The organism is Enterococcus sp. ARL09-542 (assembly GCF_005234805.1).
Taxonomy (GTDB): Bacteria; Bacillota; Bacilli; order Lactobacillales; family Enterococcaceae; genus Enterococcus_D; species Enterococcus_D gallinarum.
The window spans coordinates 23,888-45,048 of the sequence record NZ_QPQX01000011.1 but is presented as its reverse complement, the minus strand read 5'-3'; the positions used below and the strand labels follow the sequence as shown (position 1 = coordinate 45,048).

The window sequence follows — 21,161 nt, the reverse complement described above, 5'->3', positions numbered from 1 at the left end:
CCTCCTACTGGATTCTGATTCTTGGATCAACAATACTCATAATGATGTCTGATAGCAATGTACCGATCAATGTCGCCAGACCTAATATCAAAGTCAACGAAGTGATCACGGCATAATCCCGCTGTACAATACTATCGATAAATAATTTTCCGACACCTGGGTAAGCAAAGATTTTTTCAATGACCACTGAACCAGCGATCAATGAAGTGATCTCATACCCCATTTGAGATGCGATCGGCAAGGATGCATTTCGGAACACGTGACGTGAGAAGACTTTACTAGTTGGCACCCCTTTCGAACGAGCAGTTCGCACGAAATCCAATGATTTGGAATCAATCACTTCACTCCGCAGATACTGGATTGTCACAGCGGTACCTAATAGCGCAGAAGTGATAGCCGGTAAGATCAGATGATACAGACGGCTCCAAAACTCAGCCATTCCCGTTACGCCTGGTGCTACAGACCCCCCAGTTGGGAACCAACCTAAACGATAACCAAAGATAAACAGTGCAATCAATGCAAAGATAAACAATGGTACCGCAAAACTAAAGAAGTTATACACGACAACGACTTTATCTAAAATCGAATTTTGGTAACGTCCAGCCAACATTCCTAAAGGAATCGCGATCACATACGTTAAGATAACTGTTAACAAAGATAGCCACAATGTGTTGCTGATCCGTCCTGAAAGTAATGTTGCTACTGGTAGTTTATAGATAAAACTTTGACCAAAATCTCCTTTAAGTGCATTTCCGATCCAACGGAAATATTGTGTATACCAAGGATCATTCAATCCGGCTGCTTCCCGCATCCGTTCAATAACTGCTGGATCTTGGTTCGGATTAATCAATCCTGTAAATGGATCCCCGGGCATTGCTTGTGCAATCAAGAAAATTAAGACACTCAAAATAATGACTTGCGGGATCATTAATATCAAACGACGTAGAATTGTTTTCCACATTATTCAGCACCCCCATTTTTCAAAGCGACTTGATGTGTTTCTGTGATGGTTCTAAGGTCATAAACACGACCTGTTTCATCATAGTAATCTTTTTGGTGAGTGACATATTCCAACTCTACCCGACGGCGGTTTTCTTTATGCGCCTCACGATTTTTCACATCAATTTGAGGAATAGCTGACAATAACCGCTTCGTATAAATATGACGCGGATCTTGATAAATATCTTGGCGTGTACCGATTTCAACAAAACGACCTTTATACATGATGGCGATATTGTCGCACATGTGTTTCACAACACCCAAGTCATGAGAGATGAATAAGAAACTTAAGCCAAACTCTTGTTGGATTCGTTTCATAAAGTTGAGCACCTGTGCCTGTACAGACAGGTCCAATGCAGAAACAGGTTCATCAGCAACGATCAATTTAGGGTTCGATGCCACTGCGCGGGCAACCCCCAAACGTTGTCTCTGTCCACCAGAGAATTCATGAGGGTATTTGTATAAAGCATCTTCTGGCATCCCAACGATATCCAAAAGCCGTTTCACCCGTTGTTTTTCTTCTTGGTCACTCAAACGTTCAAAATTCCGTAGCGGTTCAGCAATAATATCCACTACCCGCTTTTTAGGATTCAGACTTGACATAGAATCTTGAAAAATCATTTGAACATCCTTGTTGTAATTCATTTTTTTGCGGACAGAGCGCTTTGTGACATCTTGTCCTTCGTAAATGACTTCACCGCTGGTAATCTTTTCCAAGCCAACGATTGCTTTCCCTGTTGTTGATTTTCCAGAGCCTGATTCTCCTACCAGACCGTAAGTTTTTCCCTTTTCGATGATGAAATCCACACCGTCAACAGCATAGACATAGTCCGTTACGCGGTTGAAAAAACCGCTGCGAATCGGATAGTGGACTTTCAGATCTTTGATTGTGATTAATTCTGACATCTACACTTCTCCTTCTTCGTCTCTAAAATGAAAATGCTTATAGCAAGTACAGCGAACTAAATGATCTGGTGCAACTTCATGCAGGACAGGATTTTCTTCGTGGTCACTAGCTGGGATCCAAGGGATACGAGCAGCAAAACGGCAACCAGTTCTTGGCATGTTTTTCAATGAAGGAACGACGCCTTCAATCACGTGCAGTTCACTGTCTTGAGAATCTTCTTGTGGAATTGAGTTCAGCAAAGAGCGTGTATAAGGGTGTTTTGGATTTGCAAACAACTCTTCCGCTGTGGCAACTTCAACAAACTGACCGCCATACATAACGGCTACACGATCAGCCATTTCTGCCACTACACCTAAGTCATGGGTGATCAAAATGATTCCCGTTTGTGTTTCAGCCTGCAAATCTTTCAACAAATCTAGGATCTGTGCTTGGATGGTTACATCCAATGCAGTGGTTGGCTCATCAGCAATAACAATTGGCGGTTTGCATGCGATGGCAATGGCAATGATCACCCGTTGCCGCATCCCACCGGATAATTCGTGGGGATACTGGCGACCCACCCGTGCTGGATTTGGAATTCCTACTTGATCTAGTAATTCAAGGGCCCGGGCTTGTCTCTGTTCCGCATTCATATTTGTATGATAAGATAAACCTTCTTTGATTTGGTCTTCAATACGCATGAGTGGGTTCAAAGCGGACAATGGATCTTGGAAAATCATCCCAATGTCGTTCCCGCGAATTTTGTTGTAAAGTGTTTCATTTAAGTTTGACAAATTCAAGTCTTTGTATAAGATTTCACCGGTGATTTTGGTATTGTTTGGATCATGCAATCCCATAATCGTTGTAGCTAAGGTACTTTTTCCACATCCGGATTCGCCTACGATCGCTAAAATCTCATTGCGTTCCAACGTAAAAGAAACACCGTCTACAGCGTCATAGTAATCATCTTTAATACGAAAACCTGTATGTAGGTTTTGAACATCTAGTAATTGATTATCAGTTGACAATCGAATACCCCTCTCTTTTTTATAAGATGAAGTGCCCTCTAATGTAAAAAAGTAGGAATTATAAGTCAAATTCCAAATGCTTTCTTAACATCGTGTAATATTTTCTTAATAATTATATAGAATCACTCACTAGATTGCAAGTCTATAAATTTTTAAGATACTGAATTTTCAGAATACTTACATTCCATTTACATTTTTTCAGGATGGTGCAAAGAAAAGGCACTTTTTTTCGAGAAACGAATGGTTATTAAACAAATTCTGATAAAGAAAGAGCTGGGTCATCTATGACTCAGCTCCTGTATCTGTCTTAAGCAAGATGGCTTGAAATATAATCAACTGCTCCGCCGACTGTTTCAATCTGTTCGGCATCTTCATCAGAAATCTCCGTACCAAATTCATCTTCTAATTCTAAGACGAATTCCATCACACTGATTGAATCAGCATTTAAGTCGTCTTTAATACTCATTGTATCCGTTACTTTATCTGCATCGATCTCAAAATGGTTTGCGATCACTACTGCAACTTTCTTGAATACTTCTTCTCGCGTCAATTGCCTTCACCTCCACGCGTTCGCACAAAACATAGAATGGCTAACAAACATTGTACTGCTTACATGCAAATTTGTCTAGTCCTTTTTTGCATTTTCATTACAATGATTGCAGTCTCATTGCGTTGGCTCTTCATGCTTAGGTGTTTCTTCAAAATGAGCCACCAATTGAGGAACCACATCTGCCTGCAACATGGTATAGATTTGTTTGATGGTTGCTGCCACGGCATCTGGTCCAGTCGCTCCATGTGTTTTGATCACTGGTGCTTTCAGACCAAACAAGACAGCCCCTCCGTGTTTGGCATAATCCATCTCATTTTTTAAATTGCGCAAGGCATCTTTCAATAATAAAGCCCCTAATTTCCCTTTGGTTCCGGAATTCATGATGGATTGTTTCAATAACGACATCATATTCAATGCGGTTCCTTCAATGGATTTCAAGACGGCGTTCCCAGTGAATCCATCTGTGACCACAACATCCGCTGCACCGTTCAAAAGTTCCCTAGCTTCAACATTTCCGATAAAGTGAATCGATGATTCTTTGGTCAACAATTCAAACGCTTTTTTGGTTAACTCGCTGCCTTTGGTCTCTTCCGTCCCATTGTTTAGCAACCCTACTCGCGGTTGTTGAATGCCTCGGACTTTTTGAGCGTAAAAAGAACCTAACACAGCATATTGAACGAGATGTTCTGCTTTATTGTCAGCATTCGCTCCTAGATCCAGCATATCAAAGCCAGTTTCTTTCCCAAGTACAGGCATCGTCGACATTAAGCCAGGACGTTCGATTCCTTTGATACGACCTACGATAAACAAACCTGCAGCTAACAAAGCACCGGTATTTCCAGCAGAGAAAATGGCATCCGCTTGACCTTCTTTGACCGCTTGGGCTGCTAAGACCATCGATGCGTTCTTTTTGCGGCGGATCGCTTTAACAGGTTCATCATCACTGTTGATTTTTTCATCGGTATGAATGATTGTAAGCTGACTTTCGTCTGTCACATATTTTCTGATTTCATCTTCTTTTCCGTATAATAGAAATTCGATTTCTGGATATTCTTTTTTTGCTAACATGACGCCTTCAACGATCGCTTTTGGTGCGTTATCGCCACCCATGGCATCTACGGCAATTTTCATGACATACGCCACTCCCTTCATTTTTCCAAGTTAGTATACCATATTCTTTAATCAAAAAATTGATTGTCTCGTTTTTCTGCTGCTAAATAATCGGCTAGCGCTTGATACTCCGGTAAAATCTGCCATTGGTGCTTCTGCCAGATTTGAGTTGCTTCTACTTGTGCAACTTCAAGAATATGGGCATCGGCTACTAAATCGGCTGCGGCGAATTCAGGTAAACCTGATTGACGATTACCAAAGACTTCCCCGGGACCTCGCAATTGCAGATCTTTTTCACTGACGACAAAGCCATTGGTGGTTTCAGTCATGATTTTCATCCGCTCTATTCCGGTTTCATTTTTGGGATTTGCCACCAAAATACAGTAAGAAGCATCTGCACCACGGCCGACACGCCCCCGCAACTGGTGCAACTGAGCTAACCCAAAACGATCTGCATCAATAATCAACATGACTGTCGCATTGGGTACATTTACCCCTACTTCAATAACTGTCGTTGATACCAAGATCTGTAACTGGTTGTCCTTGAACTCTTCCATGATCGCGTCTTTTTCTATATTTTTCATTTTGCCGTGGAGAATGCCCACTTGGTAGTTAGGGGCAAAATAAGCCTGCAGCTGCTCGTAAATCTCCGTAGCATTCTTGACATCTAACATTTCTGATTCTTCAATCAGCGGACAGATCACATACATTTGATGTCCTTTCGCTAATTCCTGACGAGCCCAGTCCAGCACAGATTCCAATTGAGGTGGTCGTACCCAACGCGTTTCGACCGGAATCCGGCCAGCTGGCATCTCATCGATGATGGAAACATCCATCTCACCATAGGCCGTGATGGCCAAGGTTCGTGGTATCGGCGTCGCCGTCATGAACAAAACATCCGGCAAATATCCTTTTTCTCGCAATATTTTTCGCTGATTGACACCAAAGCGATGCTGCTCATCTGTGATGACTAAACCTAGACGGGCAAAATTGACCCCTTCTTGGATCAACGCATGCGTCCCTACGACAATATCGATCTCACCTGCAGCCAATTGCTCCAAGATCACTCGCCGTTCCTTTGTCTTGGTGGACCCTGTCAGCAGTGCCGTTGTCACTTCTAGCGGATCAAATAACTGGTTAAGGCTTTCCAAATGTTGTTGTGCCAGAATCTCAGTTGGTACCATTAACGCCCCTTGAAAGCCAGCTGTCATAGTGGCGTACAGTGCGATAGCAGCCACAACTGTTTTGCCGCTACCGACATCTCCTTGCAGCAGTCGCTGCATATGTTGCGGACTTTTGAGGTCATGACAGATCTCGTTGGTGACTCGCTTTTGAGCAGCAGTCAATTCGAAAGGCAGTGTCTGGGTGAAAGCTTTTAACCGCTGAACATCATAGTCAATGGCTAAGCCGTTCTTTTCAGCCTTTTCGGAAATTTTCAATCCTTGGATCTGCATTTGAAATAGGAAGAACTCTTCAAAGATGATTCGCCGCTTTGCTTGATGACTTTCTTGCGGATCTTTTGGAAAGTGCATAGCTCGCATAGCAGTCTGGCGATCCAATAACCGATATTTCTCCGTTAAAGTTAGAGGTAAGATTTCCTCGATCTGGTCTCCGTATGATTCAAATGCCTGCCTGATCAAGTCAACCAGCACGCTTTGCCGTACCGATTTGTTTACATGATAGATAGGAGCGAAATCACCTGGCTTCTTGCTGCCAAGAATCTTCATCCCAGCTAGTGATTTCCGTTTCGCATCCCATTTCCCGTAAACCGCGATTTCTTCAGACAAAACAACTTTATCTTTTAAATAGGGCTGATTAAAAAAGGAAACATTGAATACATCATGATCTTGCATCATTCGAAACTGCAGCCGACTCTTTTTGTAACCAAAACGATTTACAACAGCCGGGGAAACAACGATTCCTTTGATCGTGACTTTTTCTTGATCTTGTATCTCGTTCAATTGACGCTCTTGAATATCTTCGTAGCGAAAGGGGTAATATCGCAATAAATCTTCGATTGTCTGGATTCCAAGCGCTGCGAGATCTTTTGCTCGCTTTTCTCCGACACCAGACAAAACAGTGATTGGCTGATCAAGCATTTCTTCCCTCCTCAAAACTAGTTGTTTGCAGATTGCTTTCTTTATTTTACTCTTCTCTGTTTAAATTACGAAGAATTTGAATGAAAAAAGATGAGCAAAAACAGGCTGTTTCTCTATCAATCAAAAAAGAGACGGAAACAAAAATCGCCCTGCGACTTTTGCCCCGTCTGCTTTCAAGTTTTATTCAGCCGAGAAAAGATACGGATAAACAGGTTGATCTCCTTGATGGATCTCCACTTCGATCTCCGGATAGATTTCTGTCAATGCTGCTTCGATTTTTGCTGCTTCTTTTGCTTTTCCTTCTTCGCCGATAATAATCGTAACGATTTCTGTTTCATCTGAAATCATCTTCTGCAATGTATCCATGGAAGCAGAGAAACAATCGGGTACAGAAACCACGATTTTCCCATCAACCATTCCCAAGAAATCACCTTCTGTGATTTCAATTCCATCGATCGCTGTATTACGAATCGCGTGTGTCACCGAACCACTGACAACACTTGACAAGATTTCAGTCATCGCTTGTTGATTTTCCGCTAACGTTGCTTGTTCATTGAAGGCCAACATTGCTGTCATCCCTTGTGAAATCGTACGGGTCTCAACAACAGCGACTGGGATGTCCGATACTTCTGCTGCTTGTTGTGCAGCCATAAAAATATTCTTATTGTTTGGTAAGACGATAACCTGATCTGCGTTCACTTCATTGATAGCAGTCACGATGTCTTCCGTGCTTGGATTCATCGTTTGACCACCGCTGATCACATAGCTTGCACCTAAGCTGGTAAATAGTTTATTTAATCCATCACCGGCTGCGATAGCAATGATTGCATAAGGTGTACGCGGACGTTTCACTGCAGCAGAGGGTTGATCGTGCTCCAGAATTGTTTCATGCTGTACACGCATATTATCCACCTTGATCTTGATCAAAGAACCAAATTTTTGGCCATAGTTCATGACTTCACCTGGATGTTCTGTGTGTACATGGACTTTGATAATCTCATCGTCATTGACGACTAAAAGAGAATCTCCAAGTTCGTTTAGATAATTTCGGAATGTTTCATAATCAAACGTACTGTCCACTGTTGGTCCTTCACCAATTTTGACCATGATCTCTGTACAATAACCGAATTTGATGTCTTCTGTAGCCATTTGTCCTTGAACGCTGCGATGATGTTCGGCATTGACCATTTCATCCATTGCTGCTGGTGTTGGTTCATAGACCTCATTGGCTTGATATTCTCCAGTCAGTGCATTTAAGAACCCTTCATAAATGAACAATAATCCTTGGCCACCACTATCGACTACACCAACTTCTTTCAAGACTGGCAATAGATCTGGTGTTTTGGCTAGCGCACGTTTTGCTCCGTGAACGACTGCTTTCATGACTTCTACACAGTCATCACTAGTTTGTGCTTTTTTCTCACCGTATTCTGCAGCGATACGTGCTACTGTCAGAATCGTTCCTTCTACGGGTTTCATGACTGCTTTATAGGCGGTTTCGACCCCATGTGTAAAGGCTTGTGCCAATTCTGGCGCAGTTAATGTTTCGACCGTGGGGATCGCTTTAGCAAATCCACGGAACAATTGAGACAAAATGACGCCTGAGTTTCCTCGTGCGCCCATTAGTAGTCCTTTTGAAAGAGTTGTGGCAAGATCGCCCACTTTTTCTGAAGTGGCATCTGCTACTGCTTTAGCACCGCTTGTCATTGATAAATTCATATTCGTTCCTGTATCTCCATCAGGTACTGGAAATACATTCAATGAATTGACAAACTCTGCATTTACTTGTAGACGAGCCGCGCCTGCCTGCACCATCTCTTGAAACTGACCTGCGCTGATATTCGTTACCTTCACTGATAATCCTCCTTAAAATCATCCGCCGCAAGCGGATCACTTGCCTAATCTGGCAGTACACGTACACCTTGGACAAAAACATTCACTGAATTTGCTGAAACGCCTAGCATTGTTTCAAGATTATATTTCACTTTTTCTTGCACATTGCGGGAAACTTCAGAAATTTTTGTACCATAGCTAACGATCGTGTAGACATCCACTGCAATACCGTTTTCTTCTTGACGAACAACGACACCGCGAGAATAGTTTTCTTTGCGTAAAATTTCATTGATGTTGTCCTTGATCTGTTTCTTGCTGGCCATGCCCACAATACCAAACACATCTGTTGCTGCGCCACCGACAACTGTGGCGATGACCTCGTTGCTGATTTCAATAATACCTGATGAGGTTTTGATTTTTACAGCCATAATATAGCCTCCTTAAGCGGGATATTCCCATCTTTCTTCTCTCACATTTTATCATAGCTGCTAGTCAAATAAAAGGATGTGACTTATGAAAAGGGGCTTGGCATCAGATATTCTTGTATTCTGACCTTGTTTAATTTACAATGTTTACTGCTAAAAGTCAATCTTTCTTGAAAATTACCCTTGCATTTTCTAACTTTCTATGATAAATTCAGATGGTATGAGCTGAAATAGCGCTCCAACATCAAGGCAAAGGAGGAAATAACCACATGGCTAAAGTTTGTTACTTTACTGGACGTAAAACTACAAGTGGAAACAACCGTTCACACGCAATGAATGCGACAAAACGTACTGTGAAACCTAACTTGCAAAAAGTTCGCGTTATGATTGACGGAAAACCTAAAAAAGTTTGGGTGTCAACTCGTGCTTTGAAATCTGGAAAAGTTGAGCGCGTATAATCTTAACCACACATTTTCGGCCGTTCTTGCGAGCGGTCTTTTTTGTTGTCTTCCGTTTCATTCCTCCTTTCCTTTCTTATGTCCTTTGTTTTTTCTTTAAACAGCTAATGACATTGTTTTTTTAATCCTTTGAATTATGGTACACTAATAAAAAATTCATAAGGATTAGGTGACTATTCTTGGCTACTATCAAATCATTCATCAAACAACATTGGCCTTATATGACCGCCAGTTTTCTGCTGCCGTTACTGATTATGGCAGTCATTTATTTAACGATCGGAATCTATCCCGGCAGCAGCCGCAGTGTCTTAGCGAGCGATGCCTTTTCGCAATTTTCGAATTTCCATGCCAGTTTTCGTAATGTCTTATTAGGCAAGCAGAGTATCTTCTATACTTGGAATGCCTCTTTAGGGTTGAACTATCTTGCACTGATCTCTTACTATTTAGGTGGTCTTTTTACGCCGCTGGTTTTATTGTTTCCCAATCAATTGATGCCAGATACGCTCTATGTGCTGACACTTTTGAAAATCGGCAGCGCCGGACTCGCATTTTGGTTTTACGCGAGTCAAACATTTAAAATCCAACGGTGGCATCATGTTACGCTTGCTGTCTGCTATGCGTTGATGTCCTTTATCACTGCTCACTCCGAATTGATCATGTGGCTAGATGCACTTATTTACCTGCCATTAGTGATTCTAGGGATTGATCGGCTCTTGCAACAAAAAAAACCGACTCTTCTGTTTGTCAGTTACCTACTGTTATTTATCTCAAGTTTTTATATGGGATTCATGATCGGAGTGTTCTCCGTCTTGTATCTATTCGTGCAATTAGGTCGCGATTGGAAGCAAAACAAGAAAGCAATCATCCCTTACGGCATCACTTCTTTATTAGCCGGTGGGGCTTCCATGATCATCATTTTGCCTGCTGTACTTGATTTACGTTCAAATGGGGAAGAATTGTCCACTATCACGAAGTTCAAGACAGAAGCTACTGGTGTTTTCGATCTTGTAATGAAAAATATGATTGGCGTATATGATACAACTAAATACGGTTCGATCCCGTTTATTTATATTGGCCTACTGCCATTACTACTTTGTATTTTATACTTTGTTTCTAAGAGAATTCCTTTAAAAGATAAACTGCTATATGCTGGATTGTTTAGCATTTTGATCGCCAGTTTCTATATCGTTCCCTTGAATCTCTTCTGGCATGGGATGCATGCCCCAAACATGTTCTTGTTCCGCTATGCCTATTTGTTCTCCTTTCTAGTGATTCTTTTGGCTGGTTATGGTTGGGAACAGCTGCAGCAAAAAGACCGAGGTCTGTTTGTGATTGTCGGACTATCTACGATTGCTCTCTTTGCACTTTCTTATGGACTGGGAGGAAACTCGTATGAATTCGTCACCACAGCCTCTTTTGCGTTAACGATTGTTTTCTTTGCCCTTTACTTGCTGTGTATCGGTTTCGGTCAACTTGGTATGCTAACTAAAAAGAAAGTGGCACTTCTCTTGTTGGTTTTCGTTTGCGGTGAAATGGCGATCAACACGAGTGGGATGGTTCGCGGAATCTTAAATGATTGGAATTACGCCTCTCGAAGTCTATTCACTGATCCTTATCCTTCAATCAAGCAATTGGTGGATCAAGCCGATAAAGACAATGAGACCTTTTTCCGTTTGGAAAATCTGGATCCCGTTTCTTCCAATGACAGTATCAACTATGGTTACAGCGGTGTCAGCATGTTTTCTTCAATCCGCAACCGCAACTCCTCTAGTTACTTAGATAAATTAGGTTTTCGTTCAAGAGGAACGAATCTTAATATCCGTTATCCGAATAATACATTGCTAATGGATGCTTTCACCGGCATCAAATACAATATTAGCAAACAAAACTTAACAAAATACGGTTTTGAACGCGTAGGAGAAGCTGGAGACTACAAGCTTTATCAAAATAGCAACGCTCTTCCCCTTGCCATGTTAGCAGAGCCTTCGATCAATAAGATCCAACAGCCTGCCAACGACAATCTAACCAGCCAGAAGAATTTGATCAACGGTTTGGCAAACATTGAACAAAACTATTTTGATTTTCAACCGATCACTGTCATTCACAGCAAAAACACCGATATCACTGAAAATGGCATGTACACGACATTCCAAGAGCAAGAAAGCAATGTGGCGAAAGAGATTACTTGGCAAGTAGAAGTACCTGCTCATTCCCAAGCCTATCTTAGTCTGTATCCGGCAAACTTCGGTGAATTAGAGAGTTCTACAGCTACGATCACTGTGAACGGGGAACAGCGGGAAAGTCAAATTGGAATCAATGGTCAATATTATGATCTAGGCTACTATGATACGGCAACGACCGTGCAGTTTACGGCAAGTTTCTATGGCACTCAGTCAATTTCTTTCCAAAACCCACAGGTGGTGACATTAGACACTACCGCCTTTCAACGGGCAATCGATGCCATTCAAGAGAGAGGTGTTGCGATGACTGTCGGCAAACAAAATGCCGAAGCCGATATCACTACTGAGAAAGAACAGCAGCTTATCACTACGATTCCTTATGACAAGGGCTGGTCTGCCAAACTGGATGGCAAACCTATCGCTATTGACGCTTTCCAAGATGCGTTTATCAGTGTGAAGATCCCAAGCGGTACCCACCATCTTGAACTGACTTATTTACCGCAAGGTTTTGTGATCGGAGTCATTTTATTCTTTAGCTGCCTACTGCTCTTTATTTTGTTCCGCTATTTCTATCAAAGAAAAGTAGCAGCTGAGATAGAACACACACCCACAGACAAGCCAGGCAGATGAGAGCAATCGATACCTTCTTTATCTGCCACAATAGCAGTCAGCTGCGAAAAGAAGCGCCCCCCAACGGATCGATACGAATCGAACCTTAGGAGGCGCTTCTTTCTTTTAGTTCTCTTTTATTCATAGGCTACGCGAACCAAATACAACCCTTCCGGATGAGCAGTAGGTCCAGCGGCATTGCGGTCTTTTTGGGCAATAATGGCGGGAATGCTATCTGCTGGTAAGCGTCCATTACCGATCTTCAACAGGGTTCCGACCATGATGCGGATCATTTTATATAAGAAGCCATCGCCTCGAAAGGTAAAGAGTAGTTCGTCTCCGGCCTCATTCACTTCCATACTAGCTTGGTGAATCGTCCGGACTTTATCTTCTACGGAGCTGCCAGTGGCACAAAAACTGGTAAAATCATGCGTACCTAATAAATCGGGTAAAGCTTGCTGGATTTTCATTAGGTCCAACGGATACGGGTAATAGCTTGCGTAATATCTACGAAAAGGGCTTCGTGGTTTGCCGATATCTACGCGAAATTGATAGGTCTTCTCCCGCACAAGATAGCGGGCGTGAAAGTGTTCATCGACGATTTCCACCTGTTTCACAGCAATATCTTCCGGTGTTTGTGTATCAAGTCCAAAGCGCATTTTTTCTAATGGACGTTCGTCAAAGTCAAAATGAATCACTTGACCTAAAGCATGGACACCCGCATCGGTCCGTCCTGAACCGTGGATTTGGACTGCTTGTCCATTGTTCATGCGAGTCAATGTTTTTTCGATTTCTTCTTGTACTGTGCGTCCATTGGGTTGGCGCTGAAATCCTTGGAAATTGGTGCCATCGTAAGCAATCGTTGCTTTATAACGTACCATCTTCTCACCTGCTTTCATTTTCTCAAAAAAATCTGAGGAGCCGATTGCACTCCCCAGACATTTACTTTTATCCTCTTAATAATACTAAACCTACTGTAAAGAGCACAAAGACCAACACTACGAGTGTGTCGCGGTTGTGCCAGTGAAGAATCCGATACTTGGTCCGCCCTTCACCGCCTTGATAGCCTCTAGCCTCCATGGCTGTAGCTAGGTCCTCTGCCCGGTTAAAACTGCTGACAAACAAAGGGATCAGCAATGGGACGATAGCTTTCATCTTTTGCAACAACCCGCCTTCTCCGAAATCGACTCCGCGGGCACGCTGGGCATTCATAATTTTCTCAGTCTCATCCATTAATGTCGGCACAAAGCGAAGTGCGATCGACAGCATCAAAGAAATTTCATGCACGGGAAATCGGATGGCTTTTAATGGGCGTAATATATATTCGATTGCATCTGACAACTCCAAAGGTGGTGTCGTCAACGTCAGCAATGTCGACATAAAAATAATCAAAACAAAACGGCAAAAAATGAACGCACCATTCTGCAAACCAAATTCGGTAATATTGAAGATCCACCAGGACCAATAGACTTCTCCACCCGTCGTAAAGAGAATCTGCAATGCTACAGTGAATAAAATCAGCCAGATCAACGGGCGAACACCACGAACGAAAAAACCCAAATCAATTTTGGAAAGAAAAATGCTAAATAGCGTAAAAACAGCTGCCAAAAGATAGCTCTGCCAATTGTTTGCCAAAAAAATGATTCCAATAAAATAAAAACTGGCAAGTAATTTCACCCGTGGATCGAGTTTATGGATAAAGGAATCTCCTGGAATAAAGCGGCCAAAGATTAGTTTATTCATCATTTGCGGTCGCCTCCTTTGCTACCAGTTGATCCGCAAGTTCTTCTGCTGTCAATGGCAAGTGTTCGAAATGCAACCCTTTCGCTTGCAACAACGCTGCAAAAGCAGTTGCTGTTGGTACGCCTAATTGTTTTTCTTGTAGCCATTCGATATCTTGAAAAACATTCTTCGGTGCACCCTCTTTAACGATTCGTCCTTTTTCTAATACATAGACATAATCTGCAAAATTAGCCACATCATCCATCAAATGGGTCACTAAGATGATGGTCATATTTTTCTCTTGATGGAGTCGCTGGAACATCTCCATCATTTCTTTGCGTCCTTGTGGATCTAAACCCGCTGTCGGCTCATCTAATACCAATACTTCCGGTTCCATTGCTAAGACCCCGGCAATGGCTACTCGGCGCATCTGTCCTCCTGAGAGATCAAATGGGGAACGTTCAAGAAAGCTTTCATCTAAACCAACGAGTTTAATGTACTCTTTCGCTAATTCAGCTGCCGCTTCTTCACTCACACCAAAATTTTGGGGACCAAAAGCGATATCTCGAGCCACAGTTTCTTCAAACAATTGCGATTCAGGAAATTGAAAGACGATTCCTACTTTTTTACGCAATGGTTTTAAATTCTTATTATCAGTTTCAGGAGTGATCACGCGATCACCAATCGTCACTTTGCCCGCTGTTGGCTTTAATAATGCATTCAAGTGTTGTAGTAATGTTGATTTGCCACTACCAGTGTGACCCACCAATGCTGTATACGAGCCTTCTTTGATTTCGAGATCAATATCGAATAACACGCGTTGCTCAAATGGGGAATGCGGTTGATAAGTAAATGCTACTTTTTCAAAACGGATGTCCATAGCCAATCCACCATTCCTTCCTCTGTCAAGTACGCTGCAGGCACAGAGATGCCGCGCTGCTTCAAAGCTGCCTTCAATTTTTCTGGAAAAGGCAAATCTAGACCCAATTCGATCAATTCTGGGCCAGCCGAAAAGATTTCTGCCGGCGTCCCTTCACGAACCAGTTCTCCTTGGCGCATGACCATGACCCGATTGGCATTGGCTGCCTCATCAATATCATGGGTGATTGACAGAACAGTTAAATTATTTTCTTCCTTGATTTTCTTGATCGTTGAAATAACTTCTTCTCTTCCTTCAGGATCAAGCATACTAGTTGCCTCATCTAAAATGATGATATCGGGACGTAATGCCACAACACCAGCGATGGCTACTCGCTGTTTTTGTCCCCCAGAAAGTCTGGCTGGTTCTCGTGTTGCAAATTCTTCCATCCGGACTTGTTCTAGAGCATTTTTGACTCTGATCACCATTTCGTCACGAGGAATCCCTTGGTTCTCTAGACCAAATGCCACATCATCTTCTACAGTTGAACCGACAAATTGATTGTCGGGATTTTGAAAAACCATTCCGACCATTTTACGGATATTCCAAATATTTTCTTCATTAAGCAGCATGTCTCCCACTGCAACGCTTCCTTCTTGCGGTAAAATCAAACCGTTGATCGTTTTGGCCAAGGTCGATTTTCCTGAACCGTTATGACCGATAAGCGCAACCCATTCTCCTTGCTCAATGGACAAAGAGACATTCTTCAACGCCGGACGATCTTCTTCGGTATAACGAACGGTGATAGCATTCAATTCAATGATCGGCTTCATGATATACTCCTTCATTCCAGTTAATTCTTACTTACACTACCAAAAAAGTAAGTTATTTTCAATCATTCCGATGAGATTTCCAAACAGAACTTTGTTTTCACTTGCCATGACCTGTCAAGACAGATCATCGAAAGTAAAAAAAAAGCACTTTATGATGAGTGCGTACACCTCGAAATACATCGAGGTGTAGGCGCTGAGCTAGACTCGGAAAGTTTCTTCCAACATCATAACACTCTTAATAAACATCTATAAAGTGATGATAAGTGTGATTTTAAACAAGTTCTAGGATAACCATTGGTGCAGCATCTCCGCGTCTTGGTTCTGTTTTCAAGATGCGAGTGTAGCCACCTTGGCGATCTGTGTAACGAGGAGCGATGTCATTGAATAATTTTTGCAAAGCTGATTCAATAACTACTTCTTCGTTTTCTTCACGAACGCTAGCAACTTCATTACGAACAAATGCGGCAGCTTGGCGACGTGCATGCAAATCACCACGTTTACCTAAAGTGATCATTTTTTCTGCAGTTGAACGAACTTCTTTCGCACGAGCTTCAGTCGTAACGATGCGTTCGTTAATGAATAAATCAGTTGTTAAATCACGCAACATCGCTTTACGTTGGCTAGATGTGCGTCCTAGTTTACGATAACTCACGTGGTTTCCCTCCTTCACTTTCGTATGTCGTCTCGATCAGACGAGCCGAAACTAACGTAATCGAAGACGTATTAATCGTCTTTACGTAGTCCTAAACCAAGATCGTGTAATTTCACTTTGACCTCTTCAAGAGATTTACGGCCTAAGTTCCGTACTTTAATCATTTCTGGTTCAGATTTATTAGTCAATTCTTGTACAGTATTGATTCCTGCACGTTTTAGACAGTTGTATGAACGAACAGACAAGTCTAATTCTTCAATCGTCATTTCCAACATTTTTTCTTTTTGTGTTTCTTCTTTTTCCACCATGATCTCAGCGTTTTTCGCTTCGTCCGTTAGGTTTACAAAGATGTCTAAATGTTCGGTCATGATTTTTGCAGCTAAACTCATTGCTTCCAATGGTTCAATTGAGCCATCAGTCCATATTTCCATCGTTAATTTGTCAAAATCATCACGACGACCAACACGAGTATTTTCTACTTGGTAGTTCACACGACGTACTGGTGTATAGATTGAATCGACTGGAAGAACACCGATTGGCATGTCTTCTTTTTTATTTTCATCTGCTTGAACGTAGCCGCGTCCAGGTTTCACAGTTAAGCGAGCATGGAATGAAGCTCCTTCAGAAACGTTGCAGATATACATATCTTTGTTAAGGATTTCTACATCACTGTCTACGATGATATCGCCAGCAGTTACTGTAGCAGGTCCTGTAATATCGATTTCCAGGGTTTTTTCTTCATCCCCGTACATTTTTAATGCAAGACCTTTGATATTCAAGATGATTTGAGCAACGTCTTCCCGAACGCCCTTAACAGTTGAGAATTCGTGTAAAACTCCATCGATTTGAATATTGGTGATTGCTGCACCAGGTAAAGAAGATAATAAAATACGACGTAAGGAATTTCCTAAAGTAGTTCCGTATCCTCTTTCAAGAGGCTCAACGATGAACTTGCCATAATCTTTTTCTTCATCAATCTTTGCGATTCTTGGTTTTTCGAATTCAATCATTCTTATCTTTTACCCCTTTCAAAACGAAAAGTGTCTTGTTCAATGACGTAATTGTTACACTCAAAATGAGCAGCACTCATTAAACACGACGGCGTTTTGGAGGGCGGCATCCATTATGAGGGACTGGAGTCACGTCACGGATTGCAGTCACTTCCAAACCTGCTGCTTGTAATGAACGAATTGCTGCTTCACGTCCAGAACCAGGTCCTTTAACTGTTACTTCTACAGTTCTTAATCCGTGTTCCATTGCTGCTTTGGTAGCTGTTTCTGCTGCCATTTGAGCGGCAAAAGGAGTAGATTTTTTGCTTCCTTTGAAACCTAATGAACCAGCTGATGACCATGCTAATGCATTCCCATGAGTATCAGTGATCATAATGATTGTATTATTGAATGTTGAGTGAATATGTGCAATACCCGCTTCAATATTCTTTTTCACACGGCGTTTACGACTCACTTTTTTTGCTGCCATGAAGTTTTAACCTCCTTCACTTAGGAATTATTTTTTCTTGCCTGCGACTGTTTTAGACGGGCCTTTACGAGTACGTGCATTGTTTTTCGTGTTTTGTCCACGAACTGGCAATCCACGGCGATGACGGATACCACGGTATGAACCGATTTCCATCAAACGTTTGATGTTCAAGTTCACTTCACGACGAAGGTCACCTTCAACTTTTAATTTATCAACTTCAGCACGGATAGCATCTGTTTGTTCATTCGTTAGATCACGAACACGAACTTCTTCAGAAACGCCAGCGTTTGCTAAAATTTGTTTTGCAGTCGTGTTACCAATACCATAGATATAAGTAAGTGAAACGACCACACGTTTATCACGAGGAATATCTACTCCTGCAATACGAGCCATATTTGTTACACCTCCGATTATCCTTGACGTTGTTTATGTTTTGGATTTGCTGGGCAAATCACCATAACGCGTCCTTTACGACGAATTACTTTACAATGTTCGCACATTGGTTTTACTGATGGTCTTACTTTCATGATAATACCTCCTGTGGTTTTACGGAGTACAATTATTTAAAGCGATAAGTAATGCGGCCACGGTTCAGGTCATACGGTGATAATTCAACCGTCACTTTGTCTCCAGGTAATATACGAATGTAGTGCATCCGGATCTTACCAGAAACGGTCGCTAGAACTTGGTGTCCGTTTTCCAATTCGACTTTAAACATTGCATTCGGCAAAGTTTCGACGACTGTACCTTCGACTTCAATCATATCTTCTTTTGCCACGCACAGTACCTCCTTGTACTTGTGATTTTCACACGATAAAATGGCGGAAACGGGGTTCCCACCTGATATTCTCAAACTATGCTTCTACTTAATAACAGTAGAAGTCGGACTGACATATTTTATCATACTCTGTCAAAGGTTTCAAGAGAAAGTTTTGTAGCTGCAAGTCGGTGACGGGCAATCTATGATTAGTCAATGATGTTTTTAACATCTTTAAATACAGCATCGATGTCGCGATCACCATCAATCGACTGCAATAAACCTTTTTCTTTGTAATAAGCTAAGATTGGTTCACTGCTTTTGATATTGACAGCTAGACGATTTTTGACCGTCTCAGGCTTATCATCTTCACGTTGGTAGAAGTCATGACTTCCACAACGATCACATGTTCCTTCCACTTTTGGCGGATTGAACAATTTATGATAAGTTGCCCCACAATTGCGGCACATGAAGCGGCCGGCTAAACGTTCTACGAGAACTTCTTCAGGAACATGAATATCAATGACAGCATCTAGTTTTTTGTTTAGGTCTTTCAACATTTCGTCCAATGCTTCAGCTTGTTCCAAAGTCCGCGGAAAGCCATCCAATAAGAAGCCTTTCTCTGTGTCTGGTTCAGCTAAACGCTCTTTGACGATACCGTTGGTGACCTCATCTGGAACCAAAGCGCCTTGATCCATGTAAGATTTTGCTTTCAGGCCTAATTCTGTTTCGTTCGCCATTGCAGCCCGAAACATATCGCCTGTTGAAATATGAGGAAGACCGTATTCAGCAACGATACGTTCTGCCTGAGTACCTTTACCGGCACCAGGTAGTCCCATTAAAATGAGGTTCATTCTAATTCCTCCTGTAAGTTTTTGAATAGTGTTGAGGAGGACCTCAACACTTCAATAACTTTAATTGATAAAACCAGTATATTTCCGTTTCAGCATAAGTCCTTCTAGCTGCTTCGCAGTATCCAGAGCTACCCCGATAACGATCAATAAACTTGTTCCACCTAAACCGATTGATTGCGGCAAGTTCCAAACCATCTGAGCGATGATCGGCAACAGCGCAACTAGTCCTAAGAAGACCGATCCTACTGTACTTAATCGCATAAGCAGACGTGAGACGTATTCTTCTGTTCCTTTACCAGGGCGCACACTTGGAATGTAGCTTCCTTGTTTTTGTAGGTTTTCCGCTAATTTCTCAGGGTTAACTTGTACAAATGCATAGAAGAACGTAAACGCCACGATCAAAACAGTATAGATGATCGCACCAGGTACGGTGTTATAACTAAAAATCGTTTGTACTACTTCATACCAAGTTTCGCCTTTGTACGAACTACCTAATGCTTGAATGATCGCATTTGGTGTTGTAATAAACGAACTAGCAAAGATAACTGGGATTACACCGGCAGCGTTGACCTTCAATGGAAGATAACTACTTGTTGGCGCACCAGCTACTCGCTTCGTATATTGGATTGGAATCTTTCGTTCTGCTTGTTGTACATACGTCACAAATGTGATGATGACCAAAACAGCAACGACAAGCAAGACCATAAACAATGCATTCATCCAAATATCTGATGGATCCACGTTGATGAAATAATCTTCTACCAATTCCTTGATACTAGCGGGTAAGCGTGAAATGATCCCTGCAAAGATAATCATTGACACACCATTTCCAATTCCGCGTTCTGTGATTTGTTCTCCTAACCAAGTAACGAGCATCGTACCTGCTGTTAAGATCAAACCAATCACCACAAACGTCGAGATATTTGGATTGTTGACAAAGCCAAGTTGTGTATAATAGTTGAACCCTGCAGTTAACGTCATCGACTGAACAAAGGCCAAAACCAATGTTAGGTAACGAGTTGCTTGATTCAATTTCTTACGACCAACTTCCCCTTGCTTCGACCACTCAACAAATCTTGGCACAATATCCATCTGCAACAACTGAATAACGATTGACGCAGTAATATATGGTGACACACCCATTGAGAAAATCGAGAATTGCTGCATCGCGCCACCGCTGACCAAGTTCAACATGTTCAGAAACGGTAGATCAGCAATTTCCCGCAAACGGCTTGCGTCTACGCCTGGCACAGTAATATGTGTACCCAGACGAAAGACAAACAAGATAAGTACGGTGAAGAAAATTCTCGATCTAATATCTTTTACTTTAAAGGCGTCCTTTAGTAGTTTGAACATTAGATCACCTCGATTGATCCACCAGCAGCAACGATTGCTTCTTCAGCTGCTTTTGAGAATTTTGCTGCTTTCACAGTCAATTTCTTCGTTAGTTCTCCATTTGCTAATACTTTGATTCCAGCTTTTTCATCTTTGACGATTCCAGCTTCATGCAAAGCAACAGGTGTTACTTCTGCACCGTCTTCAAAGCGGTTTAATACATCAAGATTGATAACTGCATATTCTTTGCGGTTGACATTTGTAAATCCGCGTTTTGGCAAACGACGGAACAATGGTGTTTGTCCCCCTTCAAAGCCTAAACGTACTCCGCCACCTGAACGAGCTTTTTGACCTTTTTGTCCGCGTCCAGCTGTTTTACCGTTACCAGATGAAGTTCCGCGACCAACACGGTTACGTACTTGGCGTGATCCTTCTGATGGTTTTAATTCATGAAGTTTCATAGGTTTGGCACCTCCTTAATCAAACTAGATCT

The 21,161-nt window shown here is 42.0% G+C and carries 23 protein-coding genes; 2 read left to right on the top strand and 21 right to left on the bottom strand.

Annotated elements, in window-relative coordinates:
* Positions 1-4: 4 nt before the first annotated feature.
* The 8 genes from opp4B to DVW06_RS12070 form a co-directional block, all read right to left on the bottom strand.
* The gene (gene opp4B / locus DVW06_RS12105; RefSeq protein WP_005470040.1) at positions 5-961 is read right to left on the bottom strand and encodes an oligopeptide ABC transporter permease; all 957 of its coding nucleotides are present in this window, start codon (positions 959-961) and stop codon (positions 5-7) included.
* The gene (locus tag DVW06_RS12100; RefSeq protein ID WP_003128053.1) at positions 961-1,905 is read right to left on the bottom strand and encodes an ABC transporter ATP-binding protein; all 945 of its coding nucleotides are present in this window, start codon (positions 1,903-1,905) and stop codon (positions 961-963) included. Before DVW06_RS12100 ends, opp4B begins: the two co-directional genes overlap by 1 nt.
* A complete protein-coding gene (locus tag DVW06_RS12095) occupies positions 1,906-2,913 on the bottom strand; it encodes an ABC transporter ATP-binding protein (RefSeq protein ID WP_003128052.1) in 1,008 nt (335 codons plus the stop codon).
* Between the two features lie 307 nt (positions 2,914-3,220).
* A complete protein-coding gene (gene acpP / locus DVW06_RS12090; RefSeq protein ID WP_003128051.1) occupies positions 3,221-3,463 on the bottom strand; it encodes an acyl carrier protein in 243 nt (80 codons plus the stop codon).
* A 114-nt stretch (positions 3,464-3,577) separates the two neighbouring features.
* The gene (plsX, locus tag DVW06_RS12085; RefSeq protein ID WP_003128049.1) at positions 3,578-4,594 is read right to left on the bottom strand and encodes a phosphate acyltransferase PlsX; all 1,017 of its coding nucleotides are present in this window, start codon (positions 4,592-4,594) and stop codon (positions 3,578-3,580) included.
* Positions 4,595-4,641: 47 nt separating this feature from the next.
* Positions 4,642-6,705, bottom strand: a complete 2,064-nt coding sequence (recG, locus tag DVW06_RS12080) for an ATP-dependent DNA helicase RecG (RefSeq protein ID WP_260617732.1) — start codon at positions 6,703-6,705, stop codon at positions 4,642-4,644.
* Positions 6,706-6,852: 147 nt separating this feature from the next.
* Positions 6,853-8,526: a DAK2 domain-containing protein gene (locus tag DVW06_RS12075; RefSeq protein WP_003128047.1), complete on the bottom strand. Its 1,674-nt coding sequence runs from the start codon at positions 8,524-8,526 to the stop codon at positions 6,853-6,855.
* A 44-nt stretch (positions 8,527-8,570) separates the two neighbouring features.
* Positions 8,571-8,933 (bottom strand): Asp23/Gls24 family envelope stress response protein, encoded by a 363-nt coding sequence (locus DVW06_RS12070; protein WP_003128046.1) that lies wholly within the window; start codon positions 8,931-8,933, stop codon positions 8,571-8,573.
* Between the two features lie 266 nt (positions 8,934-9,199).
* On the opposite strand from DVW06_RS12070, the gene rpmB reads away from it, so the two are divergent.
* A complete protein-coding gene (rpmB, locus tag DVW06_RS12065) occupies positions 9,200-9,388 on the top strand; it encodes a 50S ribosomal protein L28 (RefSeq protein ID WP_003128045.1) in 189 nt (62 codons plus the stop codon).
* Positions 9,389-9,567: 179 nt separating this feature from the next.
* A complete protein-coding gene (locus DVW06_RS12060) occupies positions 9,568-12,198 on the top strand; it encodes a YfhO family protein (protein WP_003128044.1) in 2,631 nt (876 codons plus the stop codon).
* Between the two features lie 116 nt (positions 12,199-12,314).
* Here DVW06_RS12060 and truA read toward each other — a convergent pair whose 3' ends face one another.
* The 13 genes from truA to rplO form a co-directional block, all read right to left on the bottom strand.
* A complete protein-coding gene (gene truA, locus DVW06_RS12055) occupies positions 12,315-13,058 on the bottom strand; it encodes a tRNA pseudouridine(38-40) synthase TruA (protein WP_003128043.1) in 744 nt (247 codons plus the stop codon).
* Positions 13,059-13,125: 67 nt separating this feature from the next.
* A complete protein-coding gene (locus DVW06_RS12050; RefSeq protein ID WP_003128042.1) occupies positions 13,126-13,923 on the bottom strand; it encodes an energy-coupling factor transporter transmembrane component T family protein in 798 nt (265 codons plus the stop codon).
* Entirely contained in the window at positions 13,913-14,779 is an 867-nt protein-coding gene (locus DVW06_RS12045) for an energy-coupling factor ABC transporter ATP-binding protein (protein WP_005470033.1), read from the bottom strand. Before DVW06_RS12045 ends, DVW06_RS12050 begins: the two co-directional genes overlap by 11 nt.
* Positions 14,755-15,591, bottom strand: coding sequence for an energy-coupling factor ABC transporter ATP-binding protein (locus DVW06_RS12040; RefSeq protein WP_003128039.1), 837 nt, complete (start codon positions 15,589-15,591; stop codon positions 14,755-14,757). The genes DVW06_RS12045 and DVW06_RS12040 overlap by 25 nt, the downstream gene beginning before the upstream one ends.
* Before the next feature lie 271 nt (positions 15,592-15,862).
* On the bottom strand, positions 15,863-16,243 hold the full coding sequence (gene rplQ, locus DVW06_RS12035; protein WP_003128038.1) for a 50S ribosomal protein L17: 381 nt from the start codon (positions 16,241-16,243) through the stop codon (positions 15,863-15,865).
* A 71-nt stretch (positions 16,244-16,314) separates the two neighbouring features.
* Entirely contained in the window at positions 16,315-17,253 is a 939-nt protein-coding gene (locus tag DVW06_RS12030) for a DNA-directed RNA polymerase subunit alpha (RefSeq protein ID WP_003128037.1), read from the bottom strand.
* A 79-nt stretch (positions 17,254-17,332) separates the two neighbouring features.
* On the bottom strand, positions 17,333-17,722 hold the full coding sequence (rpsK, locus tag DVW06_RS12025) for a 30S ribosomal protein S11 (protein WP_003128036.1): 390 nt from the start codon (positions 17,720-17,722) through the stop codon (positions 17,333-17,335).
* Between the two features lie 27 nt (positions 17,723-17,749).
* A complete protein-coding gene (gene rpsM, locus DVW06_RS12020) occupies positions 17,750-18,115 on the bottom strand; it encodes a 30S ribosomal protein S13 (RefSeq protein ID WP_003128035.1) in 366 nt (121 codons plus the stop codon).
* A gap of 17 nt (positions 18,116-18,132) precedes the next feature.
* On the bottom strand, positions 18,133-18,249 hold the full coding sequence (gene rpmJ / locus DVW06_RS12015; protein ID WP_002288710.1) for a 50S ribosomal protein L36: 117 nt from the start codon (positions 18,247-18,249) through the stop codon (positions 18,133-18,135).
* A 32-nt stretch (positions 18,250-18,281) separates the two neighbouring features.
* The gene (gene infA / locus DVW06_RS12010) at positions 18,282-18,500 is read right to left on the bottom strand and encodes a translation initiation factor IF-1 (protein ID WP_002288695.1); all 219 of its coding nucleotides are present in this window, start codon (positions 18,498-18,500) and stop codon (positions 18,282-18,284) included.
* A 188-nt stretch (positions 18,501-18,688) separates the two neighbouring features.
* Positions 18,689-19,333: an adenylate kinase gene (locus tag DVW06_RS12005; RefSeq protein ID WP_003128018.1), complete on the bottom strand. Its 645-nt coding sequence runs from the start codon at positions 19,331-19,333 to the stop codon at positions 18,689-18,691.
* Between the two features lie 60 nt (positions 19,334-19,393).
* On the bottom strand, positions 19,394-20,689 hold the full coding sequence (gene secY, locus DVW06_RS12000) for a preprotein translocase subunit SecY (protein ID WP_003128017.1): 1,296 nt from the start codon (positions 20,687-20,689) through the stop codon (positions 19,394-19,396).
* Positions 20,689-21,129, bottom strand: coding sequence for a 50S ribosomal protein L15 (gene rplO, locus DVW06_RS11995; protein WP_003128016.1), 441 nt, complete (start codon positions 21,127-21,129; stop codon positions 20,689-20,691). The genes secY and rplO overlap by 1 nt, the downstream gene beginning before the upstream one ends.
* Positions 21,130-21,161 lie beyond the last annotated feature (32 nt).

Excerpts from the sequence above, each read along its gene's own strand:
- opp4B (WP_005470040.1), bottom strand. The coding sequence starts at position 961 with ATGTGGAAAACAATTCTACGTCGTTTGATATTAATGATCCCGCAAGTC.
- DVW06_RS12100 (WP_003128053.1), bottom strand. The coding sequence starts at position 1,905 with ATGTCAGAATTAATCACAATCAAAGATCTGAAAGTCCACTATCCGATT.
- plsX (WP_003128049.1), bottom strand. The coding sequence starts at position 4,594 with ATGAAAATTGCCGTAGATGCCATGGGTGGCGATAACGCACCAAAAGCG.
- DVW06_RS12070 (WP_003128046.1), bottom strand. The coding sequence starts at position 8,933 with ATGGCTGTAAAAATCAAAACCTCATCAGGTATTATTGAAATCAGCAAC.
- rpmB (WP_003128045.1), top strand. The coding sequence starts at position 9,200 with ATGGCTAAAGTTTGTTACTTTACTGGACGTAAAACTACAAGTGGAAAC.
- truA (WP_003128043.1), bottom strand. The coding sequence starts at position 13,058 with ATGGTACGTTATAAAGCAACGATTGCTTACGATGGCACCAATTTCCAA.
- DVW06_RS12050 (WP_003128042.1), bottom strand. The coding sequence starts at position 13,923 with ATGATGAATAAACTAATCTTTGGCCGCTTTATTCCAGGAGATTCCTTT.
- DVW06_RS12045 (WP_005470033.1), bottom strand. The coding sequence starts at position 14,779 with ATGGACATCCGTTTTGAAAAAGTAGCATTTACTTATCAACCGCATTCC.
- DVW06_RS12040 (WP_003128039.1), bottom strand. The coding sequence starts at position 15,591 with ATGAAGCCGATCATTGAATTGAATGCTATCACCGTTCGTTATACCGAA.
- DVW06_RS12030 (WP_003128037.1), bottom strand. The coding sequence starts at position 17,253 with ATGATTGAATTCGAAAAACCAAGAATCGCAAAGATTGATGAAGAAAAA.
- rpsK (WP_003128036.1), bottom strand. The coding sequence starts at position 17,722 with ATGGCAGCAAAAAAAGTGAGTCGTAAACGCCGTGTGAAAAAGAATATT.
- rpsM (WP_003128035.1), bottom strand. The coding sequence starts at position 18,115 with ATGGCTCGTATTGCAGGAGTAGATATTCCTCGTGATAAACGTGTGGTC.
- rpmJ (WP_002288710.1), bottom strand. The coding sequence starts at position 18,249 with ATGAAAGTAAGACCATCAGTAAAACCAATGTGCGAACATTGTAAAGTA.
- DVW06_RS12005 (WP_003128018.1), bottom strand. The coding sequence starts at position 19,333 with ATGAACCTCATTTTAATGGGACTACCTGGTGCCGGTAAAGGTACTCAG.
- secY (WP_003128017.1), bottom strand. The coding sequence starts at position 20,689 with ATGTTCAAACTACTAAAGGACGCCTTTAAAGTAAAAGATATTAGATCG.
- rplO (WP_003128016.1), bottom strand. The coding sequence starts at position 21,129 with ATGAAACTTCATGAATTAAAACCATCAGAAGGATCACGCCAAGTACGT.